Origin of the sequence: Corynebacterium sp. HMSC056F09 (assembly GCF_001815785.1) — a bacterium.
GTDB lineage: Bacteria > Actinomycetota > Actinomycetes > Mycobacteriales > Mycobacteriaceae > Corynebacterium > Corynebacterium hiratae.
In genome coordinates this window covers 13,806-31,426 of record NZ_KV821941.1, presented here as the reverse complement: position 1 = coordinate 31,426, position 17,621 = coordinate 13,806, and the positions used below count along the sequence as shown (strand labels likewise).

Genomic DNA, 17,621 nt, shown 5'->3' with positions numbered 1-17,621 from the left:
TATTATGACCCAACCGGAGATCACCGGCTTTCGCATCGCGCTGGGCAATTTTGAGGGTCCGTTCGATCTGCTGCTCCAGCTCATTCAAGCGAAAAAGCTAGATGTCACCGAGGTGGCGCTGTCTGAGGTTACCGATGAGTTCGTGGCCTATACCCGAGCGTTGGGGGAGACCGCGGACCTGGACGAGACGACGGAATTTCTGCTCATCGCCGCTACGCTGTTGGATCTGAAGGCGGCGCGTCTATTGCCGCGCGGCGAGGTCGATGACCTTGAGGACCTCGAACTGCTGGAGACCCGAGATCTGCTTTTCGCGCGGTTGCTGCAGTATAAGGCTTATAAGCAGGTCGCTGACCAGTTTGCGCAGTGGCAGCGCGCCGCCCAGCGCCGCTATCCACGTGCGGTGGCGATGGAGGAGCGCTTCAGCGAGCTTCTTCCACCTGTCAAACTTGGACACACCCCAGCCACGTTCGCGGAACTCGCCGCCGGGGTATTCCGCCCCAAGCCTCCCGAGGAAGTCGCGACCGGTCACATCCACCAAGTCGCCGTCTCTGTGCCGGAACAGGCTGGAAAAATCCTTACCACGCTCAAGCTGTTAGGCACAGGGCAATGGATGAGCTTTGATGCGTTAACGCGGGACTGCACCATTTCCATGGAAGTGGTGGGCCGCTTCTTGGCATTGCTGGAGCTGTACAAAGCCAAGGCTGTGGATGCGTCCCAACCAGAATCCTTGGGCCCGTTGGAACTGTCGTGGACAGGGCTCGACGTGGATCCGGCCGTTGTTGCGGCGGCGAACTGGGATTAAGGTACGCTACCGACTCATGGAGGACACGTCACCCGCAGTACACAGTGAGGCCCCAGTGCCGAGCGCACCGGCGGCTCTTCCGCTGATCCCGCAATTGCGCTCACGCCTCGAATCGATCCTTCTGGTCATCGATTCGCCCGCCAGCGCGGAAGAGCTGGCGCGCGTGGTAGATGCGGAGGTCTCCGTTGTCAGAGATACTTTGCGGGCAGTGGAGCGTGAGCTCACCGAGCGTGGTTCTGGCATCGACCTGCGTGAGACACCGGAAGGATGGCGTTTTTATACCCGCAAAGAAAATGCGGACGCCGTCGAGCAGTTCGTGCTTGATGGGACCCAAACCAAGCTTTCGCGCGCCGCACTCGAAACCCTCGCGGTCATCGCCTACCGCCAGCCGGTCACCCGCGCCCAAGTCGCTGGTGTTCGCGGTGTCAACGTCGATGGCGTTGTCCGCACGCTGCTTCTGCGCGGGCTCATTCGAGAGATCGAAAGCCCCGAGCCGACAGTCGGCAACGCACACCAGTATGAAACCACTGAGCTTTTCCTGGAGCTTCTGGGAATCGATTCCCTCGAGCGTCTTCCAGACCTCGCGCCGCTGCTGCCAGACATCGAGCAGATCGATGAGGACTACTCATAAAGGCCCACCGTGCGGTAGGATTGCGGCCGGACAACGGCGTGATTCCGCGCGCCGCAAATTGAAGAACTATTGAGAGGACACATCCGTGACTCCACCCGCTCGCCGCGATGGCACACCGGACAAGAAAAAGCGAGACAGCGACATGATTGTCTCGAACGCTAAGCCGGCCCGCCATCAGCATGTAAAGAAGAAGGCCACCGCCGATTCCGTCGCCCGCGACTTGGGCGCGGACTGGCTGGTAGACGGTAAAGCTAAGAAGAATTCCCAGAACCAAGGCGAACGCCTCCAGAAGGTGCTGGCCAAGGCCGGCGTTGCCTCCCGCCGCCATGCAGAGATTCTCATCGATGAGGGCCGCGTTGAGGTCAACGGTCAGGTCATCATCACCCAAGGCACCCGAGTTAACCCCAACACGGACGTGATCCGCGTCGATGGCACACGCATCAACGTCAACGAAGAAACTCAGTACTTCGTACTCAACAAGCCCCGCGGCATGCAGTCCACTATGTCGGATGACATGGGTCGTCCGTGCGTGGGCGATGTCGTAGCGGATCGGGTCGTGGCAGGCCAGCGCCTGTTTCACGTCGGGCGCCTCGATGCGGATACCGAGGGCCTTCTTTTGCTCACCAACGACGGTGAGCTGGCCAATCGCCTCATGCATCCTAAGTACGAGGTCACCAAGACCTACCTGGCCACCGTTTTGGGTGAGGCCGATAAGAGGCTGGTTCGCCAGCTGCGCGAGGGCGTTGAACTAGAAGACGGCCCGGCGAAGGCGGATTATGTGCAGATCGTGGACAAGAACCAGGGCTATTCGCTGGTGCGTCTTGAGCTGCACGAAGGCCGCAAGCACATCGTGCGCCGCATGCTGAAGGAGGCCGGCTTTCCGGTCCAGCGTCTTGTGCGCACCAAGCTCCACACCGTGCAGCTGGGCGATATGAAGCCCGGCTCCTTGCGCGCATTGAACTCCAACGAATTAACCAGCCTGTACAAGGCGGTGGGGATGTAATGATTTCAAACATGCCAAACCAGGGACTCGTTCTGGCCGTGGATGGCCCGTCGGGCACCGGAAAGTCCACGACCTGCCGCGCGTTGGCCAAGCGCCTCGACGCGAAGTATGTCGATACCGGCGCCATGTACCGCGTGGCTACCCTTGCCGTGCTGCGCGCGGGCGTGGACCCAGCGGATACCGACGCTGTCATCGCCGCAACCGCAAACCTGCCTCTGGAGGTCTCCGATGATCCGGCTTCCACTCAGGTCATCTTTGCCGGCGAGGACGTCTCCCGCGTGATCCGCGAGGACGAGGTAACCCGCAACGTGTCGGCAGTATCTGCCATCCCGGAGGTACGCCAGAACCTCGTGGAGCTGCAGCGGAACCTTGCCGCGAAGGCACACCGTGCCATTGTGGAGGGTCGCGATATCGGCACCGTGGTGCTCGCTGACGCTCCCGCTAAGGCCTTCATGACGGCCAGCGCCGAGGTCCGCGCGCAGCGCCGCCACGATCAGAACCGTGCGGCGGGCATCGATTCGGATTTTGACACCGTGCTTGCCGACGTCGAGCGGCGCGACGCTGCGGACTCCTCCCGTGCCACCTCGCCGCTGCGCCCAGCCGAGGACGCCGTACTCGTGGATACCTCTGAGATGACCCCAGACGAGGTCCTCGATGCCCTCATCGCCGTCGTCGAAGAATCGGCCGCAAAGGAGGCCTCACATGACTAATGGACCGCAGAACCCAAACGTGAACCCCGAACAGCAGCCGGAAGAATTCGAGACGGAATTTCATTACCCGGTAGGCAAACTCGAGGAAGAGGTCGTGCGCGATCCGCACGGCGGGTGGGCGCAGAAGGATTTCGATTCTGAGGACTTCGACTATGAATTCGATGAGTCGGAATTCGACGACTCCGAGTTCGGCGAAGCCGATTTCGGCGAGGAAGAAGATATCGCTGAAGGTGAGAACCCGCTCAGCGAAGAAGAGTGGGAGGCGCTATCTCACGCCTTTGGCGTGGGCGAGGAGCACACGGAGGAAAACCTCTGCACAGTGGCCGTTGTCGGCCGCCCGAACGTGGGTAAGTCTTCCCTGGTGAACCGCTTTCTCGGCCGCCGCGAAGCCGTGGTGGAGGACCACCCAGGTGTGACTCGTGACCGTGTGTCCTACGTGGCGGACTGGAACGGACAGCGCTTCTTCGTTCAGGACACCGGTGGTTGGGATCCCAACGTCAAGGGCATCCACGCCGCCATCGCACGTCAGGCCGAACAGGCCATGGAGACCGCCGATGTCATCGTGTTCGTGGTGGACACCAAGGTAGGCATCACCGAGACCGATGCGGTCATGGCTCGAAAGCTGCAGCGCTCCGAGGTCCCGGTCATCCTGGTATCCAACAAGTTTGACTCGGAAACCATGTACGCAGATATGGCCGAGTTTTACGGGCTTGGATTGGGTGATCCATGGCCGGTATCCGCCCAGCATGGCCGCGGCGGCGCCGACGTCTTGGATGAAATTCTGCGTTTGTTCCCGGAGGAGCCGCGTCATTCCTCGATTACCTCTGGTCCTCGCCGCGTGGCGCTGGTGGGCAAGCCGAACGTGGGCAAGTCCTCCTTGCTAAACAAGCTGACGGCGGAGGAGCGCTCCGTGGTTGACAATGCCGCCGGCACGACGGTCGACCCGGTTGACTCCTTGGTGCAGCTAGATCAGCGCCTGTGGAAATTCATTGATACTGCGGGCCTGCGCAAGAAGGTTAAGAACGCGCAGGGCCATGAGTACTACGCTTCGCTGCGCACGCGCGGCGTGATTGATGCTGCCGAGGTATGCATCATGCTTATCGACGCTTCCCAGGAAGTCTCCGAGCAGGATCAGCGCGTCCTCAACATGATTCTGGAAGCCGGTAAGGCCCTGGTCATCGCCTTCAATAAGTGGGACCTTGTGGACGAGGATCGCCGCTACTACTTGGAGCGCGAAATCGATGAGAACCTGCGGCATCTGCCATGGGTGACCCGCGTGAATATCTCGGCGGAGACTGGCCGCGCCCTGCAGAAGCTAGAGCCTGCCATGATTGAGGCTCTCGAGAGCTGGGACCAGCGCGTGTCTACTGGTCAGCTCAACAACTGGATGCGTGAGGCGATTGCTGCGAATCCGCCGCCAATGAACAACAACCGCCTCCCGCGCGTGCTGTTCGCTACCCAGGCCTCGACACAGCCGCCGACCATCGTGCTGTTTACCACCGGCTTTTTGGATGCGGGCTATCGCCGCTATTTGGAGCGCAAGTTCCGCGAGCGTTTCGGTTTCCATGGCTCGCCCGTGCGCATCGCGGTGCGCGTGCGCGAGCGCCGTCAACGCCGATAGCTAGTGTGGGCTGAGAGCACGCAAGCGTCTAGATCCAGCCGTTTGCCTCGGCGCGCCGCGCGGCCTCAAATCGGTTACTTGCCTGTGTTTTCGTCATGATGGCCGAAACGTGGTTGCGCACCGTACCTCCACTGAGATGGAGGTGTGCTGCGATATCGGCGGAGCCGAGGCCGCGAACCAGTAGGCGGCACACCTCGACTTCCCGTTCGCTCAGCGGGTTGTCGGGAGTAAAGAGTATGTCCTGAGCAAGCTGCGGATCGATGACACGCAGACCCGAGTGGACGCGGCGGATGGCATCGGCGAGTTCCTCCGGGGGAGTGTCTTTGACGAGGAAGCCATCGACGCCCGCGTTGAGGGCGCGTTTGACGTAACCGGGACGGCCAAACGTGGTGACGATGAGGCTGCGGCAGTGAGTGCCGGCGATCGACTTTGCGGCATCGATACCGTTCATTCCAGGCATCTCAATGTCGAGTAGAGCGACGTCTACCTGATGCTCAGCAACGAGTGCGGCGACCTCGGCTCCGGTGGAACACTCGGCAACGACGTCGATGTCAGGTTCGGTACTCAGTAAAGCGGTGAGAGCGCCCCGGACAAGGGATTGGTCTTCGGCGATGAGTACGCGGATGTGTTCGCTCATAACTATCGCACCTGTTGAATCAGCCGGTGGCCGTCCAAGGCGAGGAGGACCGTGGTCACACCTTCGGCACGCTGAGTAATGACCTCGCCACCGACAGCTTCTGCACGGTGGCGAAGGCCGGCGAGCCCCGTGAGGCCGTCGGCAAGCGCCTGCGTGGCATCCTCCGTGAAGCCGTTGCCGTTGTCCGTGACCTGGAGCGAATCTTCAGTGAGAATCACCCAGCACTGCGTGGCACCCGAATGACGTACAACGTTGGTGGTGAGCTCGCGCAGTGCCCACGAGAACAGATCTTCATGAGCCCGTGGCTGGGTGAGAGTCTCTGGAAGGTGAGCTTGGATTCCGGCGGTTTCCAGAATGCGCCGCGCGGCTTGAATTTCGCCAGCAAAGGTGGGGTTCTTCATGCGGGTAACAGTGGAGCGGACCTCGGCAAGGGATAACCGAGACAGCGAACTAATCTCCTCGAGCTCGGCAGCGGCCTTGGTAGGGTCGCGGTCGATGAGCCGGCGGGCCACTTCGGCCTTGAGGTTGATAGCCGTGAGGGTATGGCCGAGGAGATCGTGAATATCTGAGGCAATGTCTTCTCGTTGCTGGGCCAGATCCAGGTCGTGGCGCAACGCTGTTTCGGTGTCTTCGCGCTGGGAGAGGGCACCGAGCGCCAAAATAAGGAGGGGCCACCCGAAGAGAATGATTGCGAGGTCAACGAAGCGCGGGCGATCGAACAACCAGACAGGGATACTAGCTAGGATTCCAGTGACCGTGATGATCACGGCTGCGATTTTGAGAGGCAAAGTGAAGGCTACCAAGGCCCCGAGGTAGGGCACGAAGACCACAATCCAGGCGCCGTGAGAAGGGACGGCGGCAAGCGCGATCAGCGCGAGAATAACCCACCGGATAGCTACTCGATGGTTATGGGACCACCCACGTGGATAGTCGTGCACCGTACCGAAAGAGACAAGGTAAGCAGCACAAAACACCGCGGTGATAATAACCGCCCAGGTTCGCTGGGCGGTGGAATAGCTGGGCTGGAGGAGGATCTGCAGCAGCACCGGTAGGAGAAAGATGAGCCAGACAGCGGCGAAAGCAGCGTCACGCGGTCTGAAGTTCCGCATCATGCTCGCTCCTTGTCGCGCTTGTGCAAAAGCAGGCATAGCCCGACGAACACCACCGTCCATACAGCGATATTAACGTATGCGTACCAGATCGGGTCCTCAATGAAGAGGCGTTCGCCATTGATCATCTGGGAGCCTTCAGAAAGAGGCCAACGGGCAAGCGCTTGCGCGCCATACATTGGGGTGAAGCGACCTACCTCCAACAGCGATTCCTTCAGCGGCATGAATACGTTCCCGGCAAACGCAAGTATGACGATGGTCGAGGTCGCTACGGAGACGGTGTTTTCCGAGGGAATGAGCATAGCGCAGGCCATGCCGTAGAAGCCGAAGGGAATGGCGCAGACAACAGTTATGAGAAAAGCTAGCGTCCACTGGTCCGGCTGCATGGACGCCTTTGTCAGCCCACCGGTAATGAAGACAGCGGCAATGGGCAGGATGGCACGAACCGAGATGTTGAGAAAGTTGGCAACGGCTAGCTGGGAAGACCGAAGGGGAGTCAACGCTAGTTGGCGGCCCCAACCCGCGCGATTCTCTGCGACCATAGATCCGGCTGCACCCACAGCGCCAGTGGCTCCTGCATAGAGCGCCATGCCGATCATGACCAGTGCGGCGACATTCCCACCGTTGAATTCGATGTCGCCGTACTCTTGCATCGCGCCAAAGAGGATATAGAAAATGATTGGCAGGCCGATGCTGAAAAAGAGCGTGGGCAGGTCTCGGCGCAGACGTTTAAGGTCGTGGGCCGCGTAGTTGAGGGTTGTCCCGAGCGTGGGAGTTACGGCATTGTTGATGCTCATCGTGGGGTCTCCTTATGGGGTAGTCGTGTCGGGGGAAGCGTTAGAGAGCTCCATAAAGGAGTCTTCGAGGCTATGGCCGGAAATCGTGATGTCCCGGGCCGTGGTTTCGGTGAGTAAGTAGCGAGCAAGCGCATCAGAGTCTCGGGTCGTGATGGACAGGCCGGTGTCTGTGTGCTCTTGATACAGCACCCCTGGAAAAGACCCGGTCACGAGGTTGTCCGGAATCCCGTCGGGGAAGCTGGCACGGATGGTACGGGTGGCGTTTGCATTGCGGATCTCCTCGGTGGAGCCATCAGCTTGAATCTCGCCCCTGTTGAGCATGATGATGCGTTGCGCAAACGTATCGGCCTCTTCGAGATAGTGAGTGGTGAGAAGAATCGTTCGCCCAGCGCTAGCTTCCTCGTGCATGGCCTCCCAAAAATGACGGCGGGCGCCGGCGTCCATGCCTGCGGTTGGTTCGTCGAGAAGCAGCACCTCCGGATCTCCCAACAAGGCCAGCCCGAAGCGCAGACGTTGTTGCTCGCCGCCAGAGCACTTGCCCACCCGACGCGAGAGGATAGAGCCCAAGTTGGCGCGCTCGATGATCTCCTTATAGGGGCGGTGGACGGGAAACGCGGCACCGAGAAGCTCAAGGGTTTCCTTCACGGTTATCTCCGGTAATAAGCCGCCAGATTGCATGACGGCACCGATACGCCCACTTTTAGAGGCATGAGATGGAGAGGCGCCAAGCACACTAATAAACCCTGAGGTTGGGGTGGTCAGTCCCAGGATGAGGTCAAGCAGCGTGGTCTTGCCGGCGCCATTAGTGCCTAAGAGGCCGACGATTTCACCTTGCTCAATGCTCAGAGAGACGTCGTGAAGCGCGCGCACAGGATTGCGGGAGGAGGCGTTGAAGGTTTTGCTTACACCGGTGACCTCGATTGCCGGTGGGGTGGTACGTGTCGTGCTCATACCTTCACGCTATGGCGCGAAGGTTTTCACAGCGTAGATAGGGTGTCACGAATCCGGGATGACAGTTGTCATGGTTGACGGAGTTGGCTACTCACTTGAGCGCGCCAGCACGAAAGCATCAGTTCGGTACGGAATACGCAGGACCTGGCCGGGCTTAAAACCCATGTGCTCATAGAGATACCAGTTGAGGTTGTAGGTCATGCGCTCGTGGATTCTTTCTCCATTGCGAAGCCAATACGAGCGAGTATGCATTAGCTCATGCAGGTCCTCAGGGGTGAGCTCGTGTTCCCACGTAAGGCGCAGCTCCTCACGAAGTGTCCACGGCGCGGTAAAGGATGGGTAAAAGCCGGGACGGTGGACATCACCGGAGTGCATGATGCGGGAAAGGCGCAGGATCCACGGGTCTGCATTGACGTCAAGGGTGTTCCATACCAAAAGGACCTTGCCACCCGGCCGAAGAATTCGGTCGAATTCTGCACATGCCTTGTCGACGTCGACCCAATGCCAGGTTTGCGCGCAGGTGAGGGCATCAAGGGAGGAGCTGGCGAGCGCTGTGTTCTCGGCGGTGGCGCGCCAGCACGGCACCCCGAGCCGGCGCAGGACACGCGTCATGTCGGGGGATGGATCGCTGGCATAGACGACGGAATTGGTCAGGGATTCAGTAAGTTTGCCGGTTCCTGCACCAACATCGAGAACTGTGTGCGCAGAAGCGATGAGCTGCGACACTTCGCGTGGGTAACCCGGGCGCACGTCATGGTAGGTCTCCGCGCCTTCGCTAAAAGCTTGCGCGGAATGCCTGCGTTGTTGGGCAGTGCCGAAGCTGGGCGCCTCCTTCCCCGAAGCCCGACGGTAGCTGGGGTAGTGCTCGGGCAGAGGGTGAGCGGGAGAGGCGCTGGAGGAAACAGATGGTTCGGAAGGCGAAGAGCACATGATGCTTCCAAACTTACCGTGGCGCTGCGGGTTCGTAGATGTCGGTGCGATGTTTTAAGGTGGACGAGGATTTATTGGCGCGCAGAAGTGAGAGTGTTGAGGGGGAACAATGGGTAAAACGTCTACAGCATGGCCGCGCCCAGTGCACACGCTCGTCGGTCTAGCGGCCAGCGCTGTCTGCGCGCTAGCGTTGGCGTCGTGTGGAACATCCCAGGAAGCCCCGACATCCCCGACACCTGAAGCAGCATGGACAAATGATCTCGGTATCCCGGTAGCGCCCATGCTCGTCGGCCCTGAGCCGGGGCACACAAAGAAGATGAAGCTAGCCTCTGGGCGCAGTTTCCTACTTCACGTGCCTGAGAATTACACCCCGGAGCGCGCGTGGCCGGTGCTGCTTTCTTTCCACGGGTATACGGATTCGCCTGAAAATATGGAGAAGTACAGCCAGTTTGATGCTGCTGATGCCATCGTGGCTTACCCTGCTGGGGAGAAGGCGGCGTGGGCCCCAGCACCTTACGCAGTGACGAGCGCGGAAGAAGACCTCGACTTTGTGCGCACAATTGTGGATAGCCTGCGGGCCACTTATGAGGTGGACGACAATGCCATTTTCGCGGCTGGATTGTCTAATGGCGGAGGGTTTGCGGCCTTCTTGGCGTGCCGGATGCCAGGGACTTTTCGTTCAGTAGCTACCGTGTCAGCTGCATACTACGAAGGAATCCATACGGACTGTTCTGATCGACCGGTAGGCCGTTTGGACATTCACGGAACTAAGGATCCCGTGGTCAACTATGAAGGCGGTGTGCGTCATGGCACGGCTTATTCTTCCGTTGCAGAGGTGCTCGGGCAGCATCAGAAACGCAACAAGTGCCGCGGCGACGTCGAGTCGGTACGCCTCACAAACGGTGCGACCAGAGAGACGTGGACCGGGTGCCAGGCTCCGCTTCAGCACATCCGCATTGAGGGGGGATCGCACGTGTGGCCGGGTGGTAACAACTCTACGAAAATTGAGGTGGGAGAAGGCTTCGCCACCGATGCGGTGCTAGATTTCTTCGGAATCCCTGGCAGGCCCGAAGGCACAGAAGAGCATAATGTGGCCTAGAGCCGGGCTATCACCTCAAGGTGAAATGCGCACAAGGAGTATCGAGGGAGCGAACCCGCGCTAGACAGATATCCGCGACCGTTTCAAAACCCGCGTGGCGCGCGGCACTAGACGGCTCGGTGGGGTGGGGTATTTGGACCAAGTGGAATGAGCGTTGACCGTTATCCTCGCGGTTGAGCTCAACGACGGCTTGGGCAGTGGTTCCTGAGCCTGCAAAGAAATCAAGGACTACCGCGTCCGTGCCGCCGGTGATGGACAGTAGATGCTTGATGAGGCGCACAGGTTTGGGGAAGTCGAAGACTCCCGTGACACCAAGTGCTTCTTCGGCGTCACGACGGCCTGTTCGAGTGACCCCAAAACGTTCCCCATCGAGAATGGAACGGGGACGCGCACCCTTCTTTTCGTAGTTCTTGGTGTAGACAAAGCCGCGCCGAAAGACCAGCTCCTCATAATGCTCAGCGACCTTGTCTTTACCCCAACGCCACCGCGCGACGCCCGACTTGCCCTCCGGCTGGTGCGGCCAATATTCGTGGCCATTGGGGCCAACGATGGGAAAGTCGAGGCTTGGTAAGTATCCCAAGGTCTTAGAATCCAACCGCACGAGTGAATAATTCCCTTTCTCATCGCTGTGGTTATAGCGGGTTGAAGTGTGCGCTTCCAAGTCCAGGTTGAATCCGGCATTTGACGGTGACTTGGCATAACAAAGGATGTACTCGTGCTCGAGAACCGCATATTTGGAATCATTCTTGCCTGTCCCGCCCTTCTTCCAAATGAATTGCCCGGCGAAGCAGTCCTCACCGAAAACCTCGTTGAGTAGTAGGCGCAGGTGAGCGCTTTCTGACTCACCGATAGACACGATGATAAAGCCGGTATCGGCGAGCACCTCACGAGCCAGGATCAAGCGTGGCAACATCATAGAAAGCCAGTCGGCATGCCACTGCCCAAAGTGCTCTGAGCGCATTTCTCGGCGTTGGCGGAAATTATCGCGGTAGACAAAATCTTTGCCGGTGTTATAGGGCGGATCAATGTAGATGATGTCCGCTCGCATCCCCTGTGCAATGAAATCCTTCAAGGCGTCGAGATTATCCGCCACCGTCACGCTGTTGGGGGCCGAATGAGGACCGCTCATCAGTGTTCTTGTGCGAGTGGCCTTGTTCGTGGCCTGCGCCGCAGCCGCCTCCTTACCCGGCCACACAAGGCCAAAGACTGATCCGCCTTGGGGGACTGAAGGAGTGTGTAGCTCAGAGGAAGGCAGCTCTTCAGAGAGCTGAGCGGCAAATTGGTGTGCGGAATGAGAATGAAAGGAAGGCATTGTGGTGCGCCGAGGTTTCGACTTCGATCTTTAAAGGTAAGTGAGCGGTCAATGACGTTGTACAGCATGTGCCGCGCGACGCGGCAAGAATGAGCACATGTGAATTGTGTCCCAGAGTACAAGGGTTCACAAATGAGAGAGTGGCGGCACGCGCCAAGTTGTTGAACGAAAAGGGGTAACCGGAGGGGGTAGACTTTAAGAACGATTCTGAGAACTCTCAGTGTGTGAAAGTCTTCCTTTAACTCGTGCTCTAGATGTATAACGATTTATAACGTTTGTGGCGAAGAGCACGGCGAGTCGGTACGGTGGGGTGACGTGATGGCGCTCAGCTTGAATGTGCCGACCATGGTGCGCGTGCTTGTCGCTCGGGGAGTCGGCTAACGCCTCCCACTGTCGCTGGCATTGCGCAGTATCCGGCACACTCGGGCCGTGAGGGTCACCACTGTTAGGACAGCATTTACTTAAGGAAGGAACAAAGTAATGGGTATTTTTGACAAGGCAAAGGATGCTCTGAACTCCGATAAGGGCGAGCAGATTTCGGATAGCGCACTGGATAAGGGTGCAGATCTTGCTAAGGGCAAGCTGGGCGAGGATAAGGCGGATAAGATTGACTCCGCTCGCGACCAGCTCGATGAGCGCATTGGCAACCAGGGCGCTGAGGCTCCTCAGGGGGATGAGCAGAAGTAAAGCGATTGTCGCGCTTGGTTCCGAGCCACATCAAGGTTCCGGCATTGTGCGACACGTAGCCTGAACGCTCAGGGGTCCCGTCCGCATAGCGGGCGGGACTGTATAAGTTTTACAGCAACGTATACTTTGAATTTGGGGTGACGGGGTGGATTGTCTTACAGTGCGGGCGAAAGCTTAAGAAAACCTGTGCATATTCCTATCCTTTGTTTATGGGCCTAAAGTGATTGTTTCCTAGGTAAGCTGAATTCTGTGATTACTTCAGTAGGTGTGGAACAAGGTAACCAACCCTCGCGCCAGCTCCTTATTGAGCAGGCCGGCCGTGTTATTGCCAAAGCGGGCATTGATGAGGTGCGCCTCCGGGAGGTGGCCGATCAAGTGGATGTTCCGCTAGCGGAAGCCCAAGAGCTCTTTGCCTCTGAAGCTGAGCTTGTAAAGGAAACCAAGCGCACCCTGAACGAGGCGCTTACCTCACTCGTTGATCTGCATCTCCAGCGTTTGCCTGAGAATGCGACGGCCGTGGATAAGCTTCGCGCCACGGCGCTGGCGTATTTCTCCTTCGCGGTGGAGGATCCTTCTGCCTTTGCGGCATTTTCTGCGGTTCACGCTACTCCTCGGGTAGGCGTTACCGCAGAGGACTTTGTTAATCCTGATGGGGATGTCGAAAAATGTCCTATCATGCAGATTCTTTTTGAGTTGACCGAGGAGGCTATCAAGGAATCTGGCGGAGTGGATCCCGATGTTGATGGGACTTTGTTGTCGGCGCTGTCGATTTTTTCCCACCTACACGGCGTGACGCAACTGGCAGCTGAAGGAATCCTGCGTTACCTGTCGCCGGCAGCGAAAAAACAGACATTCGGCGCTGTTATGGACACCCTGAGCGTCGGCCTCTACCCATTCTTTAGGGGAGAGCGCGTCGAGCGCACTATTCCTTATGGCTTGGTGGGAGAGCAGCCGGAAGCGTTGGTAGCAAAGGCCAAGGATTACCCACGGGGAACCGAGGATGAACAGCGTACGGCGTTGCTGCGTGGTGCTATTGAGGAGGCGCTTGACCACGGCGTTACCGGTCTTCATATCGGTGGTGCTGCGAAGCGGGCGGGCCTTAGTGTGCAGGAAGCTGAGCATCTGATTGAAAGCGATCAAGAGCTGGCCAGCTTCCTTGAGCGGTATTTGGACAAGGTCAACTATGAGTTCATTTTCCGGCAGGTAGCTGCGCTTCCGGAAGACGCTAAAGTAATGTCCAAGATTAAGGCCACCGGGTACGGCTACGTCTCGCATGCGCTGGCTGATCCGAAGGGCTTTGAAGCTCTCATCAAGATCGCGTCCGGGCCGATTGTTCCCATGTCCTTCGAGGACGACTTTTTGCCGAACGCGAACAAAGCGGTTGAGCTCCAACGTGACTTTAGCGAATTTGGACGGGCTTTTGGCTTCATTATGTCTCTCATGCGTGAGGCAATCGATGAAGTTGACGGGCCGCGCACCCCGTGGGTTCTTTTCACCTTGGTAATTTCCGTGTGGGCGGGCGCTCATGGTCTAGCCATGCTGAGTACCAAGGGTCCCTTGCGTGGATTTGATTCAGACTATATTTTCGAGATTCTCACTCACTACATGGACATTGAATTTGGTGGCATCATGCGCAGTCTTAGTGGAACGACTGACTAATGCAGCAACGTAACTGAGGATTGCCTCTTGGCGCGTCATCGTCGCCGTTTCTCTACCCGCTTTCTTAATGAGAAAGCGGGTAGTTCTTTCTATTGGCACCTGGGGAGGGCCGGGGTGTCGGCGGCTAAACTCGGCGTCTATCCGCAAGTTACCCGTTGGTGATGGGGGTAAGATAATCGTATTGTCAACGATGTTGACGCTGTGAACTGCACTGATGCTGAACTGGGGGTTTCCAAACGGGGGTAATGAATGGTTACTCAAATGTAGAAAATATATTTCGACGGTTGTATGGTGACCACGTCCGAACCTTAAGCACTTAGCCCACTGTGTTAAGTGTGTGCTCATGAACTTGCAAGAAAGACTTCGTATGCGTTCCTTACACTCCCGCATCGTTGCCACCGCAGTGGCCGTAGCAACCTTTTCTTCCGTTATCGTCGCCCCGCAGGCTTTCGCCGTTGAGGAGCCGAGCGAAACCGCCTTTGTCCACGAACAGTCCGGCGCTGACACTGTCGACGTCAATGGCACCGCTTTCGACGAAGACGGCAACCTGATTGATTCAAACAACGCTGGCGACAACATCATTGAGGAGTTGGACCGTGAATCCCGGGGCAACGACTTTGGCTTCTACGGCGCGGAAAACGGCAAGCCAACGACACTTGATGAGCTGAAAACCGCCGAGGCATCGACGGCTGACGCCACTATCAAGGTCGTGGAGAAGAACGGCAAATTGGTGTGTGAGATCACCGATGTCCCAGGCAAAGAAGGCGAGATTCTCGAGCGCAAGCTGGACCTTGCACGGGCTTTCTACGACGGTGGAAACAAGCTGCTCCAGACCGTGTGGGAAGTAATCCCAGTCGTCGGTGAACTTGTGCCTTCTGACTTCATCAAGAAGATTGGCGCAAGCTCTTGGGAGGGAATTGCCAAACTTGTTCGTGATGGTGAGGCAGACAAGGACGTCACCTGGGATCTCGCACGCGCGCAAGGTATGGCCATCGCCAAGATTAATAACGCTGATGCAGAGGTGGATCTAAAGAATCCAGATGCCGCTAAGAAGACCGTTTCTGGTCTCATCAAATTTGCTGATGGTGCTTTTGGCAATGGTGTGGCCACCGTTCTGAAGATCTTCAATGCCGCTGTCACCATCGCAGGTCTCTTCCCAGGCGCCAGCGCAGCCAAGGATTTGAAGTTGAGCAAGACCCAGCGAAAGGAAATTGAGTCTACTCTCTCAGATATTTCGGCTTCTGCCTCCGCGCTCGCAGAAATCAATGCACCAGCTGGTCAGAAGTGTGCGGATATGCTCAATGGCAAGAAGGTAAGCAACGACAAGCCCGCTTCTCCTTCGACGTCTAATACCACTGAGCCTTCAGAATCCCCCGCGTCTTCTGAGCCGTCTAGCTCAGTAACGCCGAGCCCTTCTGAGACCACCGAGCCCGAGGAATCGGAGTCTGAGACGCCTACGACGACCGAACCCTCGACTTCTACCACCGACGGTGCTGAGGCTCAGGACGGCAAAGACGGTAAGGACGGTGAACCAGGCCGCGATGGAAAAGACGGTAAGGATGGTATCGACGGCAAGGATGGCCGCGACGGTGCCAACGGTGCACCGGGCGCACCCGGCCGCGATGGCGTCGATGGCCAGGACGGGCGCGACGGTCTTAACGGTCTAAATGGCCGCGACGGCGCTGACGGGAAGGATGGCAAAGACGGTCAAGACGGAAAGGACGTCGATTCCTCCTCCATGGCTGGCTACACATTCCTCGCAGCTATCCTCGGTGGCGGTCTCGTCGTTTCTATTCTGGGCGCGATGGATTACCTCTACCTTTTGGGCTACCTGCCCAAGGAGGGGATCCCGTGGCGTGCTAACAGCTAAGCACCCATTGGACGCTGAGTCCGGACACAGGAGCCGGTCTCAGCAGGGAGCGGGCTGGATGCCGCGGAGGACGTTTTCTAAAGCTCGCCCTCGTTGCGCAAGTGCCGTAGCTGATTCTCCGTAAAAGTTCGCTCCGCTAGGGATTCGCCGGCACCGTCCTGCAAGTGCACAACGACACTGAGCCCGAGCTCCTGCAGGTCCTCGACGTCTTCACGGTACATGGCCACCGAACTGATGGTGCATTCTTCGGTATTGATGCGGGAAGCGTAGATTTCCTTGACGGCGTCTACGTTCGCGTGCTGGGCCGGCATGGCGAGCATAATCATATCGATCTGGTGGCTGTCCTTGACGCGCTCCCAGAAGTCGATATCTGTTGCATCGCCCTCCACGACGTTGTAGCCACTCTCTTGGAGATGGCGAACTCGTGCTGGATCGTGTTCCACTCCCAAAACATTGGCGCCGTAGACGTCGACGAGCTCCTTGTAACAGGAAAGGCCGAGCCGTCCTACGCCGAGGACGAGCGCATGGGCGTCGCCAAGCTCGATGGGGCGATCCTCCGGGTGAATCTTGTGCGGTGGGCGGGCCGGCAGTCGCTTGGCTAGGTGTGTAGCTCGCGAGACGTTTTGTGGGTTGAGGATTGCCGAGATGACAAAGCTCAACGAAACAGCGAGCACGAGTGACAGCAGCCAGCGCTGGTTGAGCCAGCCGTCCTGTACTCCCACAGCGGCAATGATAAGGGCGAACTCAGAGTAATTCGCCAGCAACAGGGAAGCAAGGACAGAAGTGCGGTTGCGCAGTCCCAACATCCACAGGATTGCCCAGTAAGCGAGGCCCTGGATGGGCAAAAGCAGCAGGAGCAACCCGGCGTCGACGATGTTGTGCCACGTTGGTAGGCCCAGGAAACCGATGTTGACGAAAAAGCCAACCAGCAGCAGTTCTTTGAGGGTAAACAGTGAATGGCTGAGCTGTTCTGCGCCAGGGGAGCGGGAGAGCACCACGCCCATGATGAGCGCGCCGAGGCTTCCGGAGAGGCCGACCCACTCGAAGAGAGCATAACCAGGCAGCAGCGCCATGACGATGCCAAAGAGCGCGCCCAGCTCACCGTGCCCGAGCTTGTACCAGCGGCGAGTAGTCAGCGCTAGCAGCGGGACGATGAGGACAAGCAACACGGCCGCTAAGCTTGGCGGCTCTCCCCGCAGGATGCTCATGAAGACGACAGCGATGATGTCCTGCATGATGAGGACGCCGATGCAGATATTGCCGTAGAGGGCTTGTTCATCGCCGCGGTCTTGCAAGATTTTGACGACCACGATGGTGCTGGAAAAACTCAGCACGAGGGCGACGTTGACCGCTATCGAAAAACTGGTCGGACCGAATGCGCCGAGTGCGCCGAGAGCCGTGATAAAACCCATGCCGAGGAGGGTCATCACGAGCACGTGGGCGGTGGCGGTAAGCCAGACAGCCTTGTCGGTCAAGGCCCTCAGATCGAGGCGCAACCCGATTGCAAAAAGCATCAGCGTGACACCGATGTCGGCGAAAAGATCTAACGCTTCAACGTGCTCGATACCCCCGGCATTGAGCGCGAAGCCAGCGACGAGAAACCCGATGAGAGGCGGCAATCGCACCGCCCACGCAACGAGGCCGCAGCCAAACACCACTGCGAGGTAGATCAATAACAATTCCATGGATTGTAATAGTGCCCTAACCCGAGCTTTGGCCAGAGTTTGAAACACTATCTACCCCATGAGGGTGAGAAACATGGAGTGGCCTTGCTTGGCGATACATGTCGTTCACGGTAAATAA

16 protein-coding genes are annotated in these 17,621 nt (G+C 58.2%); 9 read left to right on the top strand and 7 right to left on the bottom strand.

The genetic code is table 11. The features are described from left to right. Positions 1–4 precede the first annotated feature (4 nt). From HMPREF3056_RS07705 to der, 5 genes are all read left to right on the top strand, one after another. On the top strand, positions 5–802 hold the full coding sequence (locus HMPREF3056_RS07705) for a segregation and condensation protein A (RefSeq protein ID WP_046649234.1): 798 nt from the start codon (positions 5–7) through the stop codon (positions 800–802). Between the two features lie 16 nt (positions 803–818). Further along, positions 819–1,433 carry an SMC-Scp complex subunit ScpB gene (scpB, locus tag HMPREF3056_RS07700; RefSeq protein WP_070510783.1) on the top strand — a complete coding sequence of 205 codons (615 nt, stop codon included), beginning with the start codon at positions 819–821 and terminating at the stop codon, positions 1,431–1,433. 85 nt (positions 1,434–1,518) lie between these two features. After that, positions 1,519–2,436 (top strand): pseudouridine synthase, encoded by a 918-nt coding sequence (locus HMPREF3056_RS07695; protein ID WP_046649236.1) that lies wholly within the window; start codon positions 1,519–1,521, stop codon positions 2,434–2,436. Further along, positions 2,436–3,146 carry a (d)CMP kinase gene (gene cmk / locus HMPREF3056_RS07690; RefSeq protein WP_070754480.1) on the top strand — a complete coding sequence of 237 codons (711 nt, stop codon included), beginning with the start codon at positions 2,436–2,438 and terminating at the stop codon, positions 3,144–3,146. The genes HMPREF3056_RS07695 and cmk overlap by 1 nt, the downstream gene beginning before the upstream one ends. Further along, a complete protein-coding gene (gene der / locus HMPREF3056_RS07685; protein WP_046649238.1) occupies positions 3,139–4,767 on the top strand; it encodes a ribosome biogenesis GTPase Der in 1,629 nt (542 codons plus the stop codon). Before cmk ends, der begins: the two co-directional genes overlap by 8 nt. Positions 4,768–4,795: 28 nt before the next feature. Here the strand turns inward: der and HMPREF3056_RS07680 are convergent, their stop codons facing one another. The 5 genes from HMPREF3056_RS07680 to HMPREF3056_RS07660 form a co-directional block, all read right to left on the bottom strand. Next, a complete protein-coding gene (locus HMPREF3056_RS07680; protein ID WP_070516234.1) occupies positions 4,796–5,404 on the bottom strand; it encodes a response regulator transcription factor in 609 nt (202 codons plus the stop codon). A gap of 2 nt (positions 5,405–5,406) precedes the next feature. Beyond that, positions 5,407–6,513: a sensor histidine kinase gene (locus HMPREF3056_RS07675; RefSeq protein WP_070754488.1), complete on the bottom strand. Its 1,107-nt coding sequence runs from the start codon at positions 6,511–6,513 to the stop codon at positions 5,407–5,409. Continuing rightward, positions 6,513–7,310: an ABC transporter permease gene (locus HMPREF3056_RS07670; protein WP_070516231.1), complete on the bottom strand. Its 798-nt coding sequence runs from the start codon at positions 7,308–7,310 to the stop codon at positions 6,513–6,515. The genes HMPREF3056_RS07675 and HMPREF3056_RS07670 overlap by 1 nt, the downstream gene beginning before the upstream one ends. A gap of 12 nt (positions 7,311–7,322) precedes the next feature. Beyond that, positions 7,323–8,261, bottom strand: coding sequence for an ABC transporter ATP-binding protein (locus HMPREF3056_RS07665; protein ID WP_210401784.1), 939 nt, complete (start codon positions 8,259–8,261; stop codon positions 7,323–7,325). Positions 8,262–8,348: 87 nt separating this feature from the next. Beyond that, a complete protein-coding gene (locus tag HMPREF3056_RS07660; RefSeq protein ID WP_049154970.1) occupies positions 8,349–9,191 on the bottom strand; it encodes a class I SAM-dependent methyltransferase in 843 nt (280 codons plus the stop codon). Between the two features lie 109 nt (positions 9,192–9,300). Between HMPREF3056_RS07660 and HMPREF3056_RS07655 the strand changes: the two genes are divergently transcribed. Then, positions 9,301–10,290, top strand: a complete 990-nt coding sequence (locus HMPREF3056_RS07655; RefSeq protein ID WP_082254485.1) for a CE1 family esterase — start codon at positions 9,301–9,303, stop codon at positions 10,288–10,290. Between the two features lie 10 nt (positions 10,291–10,300). Here HMPREF3056_RS07655 and HMPREF3056_RS07650 read toward each other — a convergent pair whose 3' ends face one another. After that, positions 10,301–11,602 (bottom strand): site-specific DNA-methyltransferase, encoded by a 1,302-nt coding sequence (locus HMPREF3056_RS07650; protein ID WP_083306497.1) that lies wholly within the window; start codon positions 11,600–11,602, stop codon positions 10,301–10,303. 480 nt (positions 11,603–12,082) lie between these two features. Between HMPREF3056_RS07650 and HMPREF3056_RS07645 the strand changes: the two genes are divergently transcribed. From HMPREF3056_RS07645 to HMPREF3056_RS07635, 3 genes are all read left to right on the top strand, one after another. Further along, positions 12,083–12,289 (top strand): antitoxin, encoded by a 207-nt coding sequence (locus tag HMPREF3056_RS07645; protein ID WP_070510775.1) that lies wholly within the window; start codon positions 12,083–12,085, stop codon positions 12,287–12,289. Between the two features lie 267 nt (positions 12,290–12,556). Next, complete coding sequence (locus HMPREF3056_RS07640; RefSeq protein ID WP_246822485.1) at positions 12,557–13,948, top strand: TetR/AcrR family transcriptional regulator; 1,392 nt, start codon at positions 12,557–12,559, stop codon at positions 13,946–13,948. Between the two features lie 367 nt (positions 13,949–14,315). Beyond that, entirely contained in the window at positions 14,316–15,818 is a 1,503-nt protein-coding gene (locus HMPREF3056_RS07635) for a collagen-like protein (protein WP_070546317.1), read from the top strand. 77 nt (positions 15,819–15,895) lie between these two features. Here the strand turns inward: HMPREF3056_RS07635 and HMPREF3056_RS07630 are convergent, their stop codons facing one another. Beyond that, positions 15,896–17,503 (bottom strand): cation:proton antiporter family protein, encoded by a 1,608-nt coding sequence (locus HMPREF3056_RS07630; protein WP_070516225.1) that lies wholly within the window; start codon positions 17,501–17,503, stop codon positions 15,896–15,898. Positions 17,504–17,621: the final 118 nt, after the last annotated feature.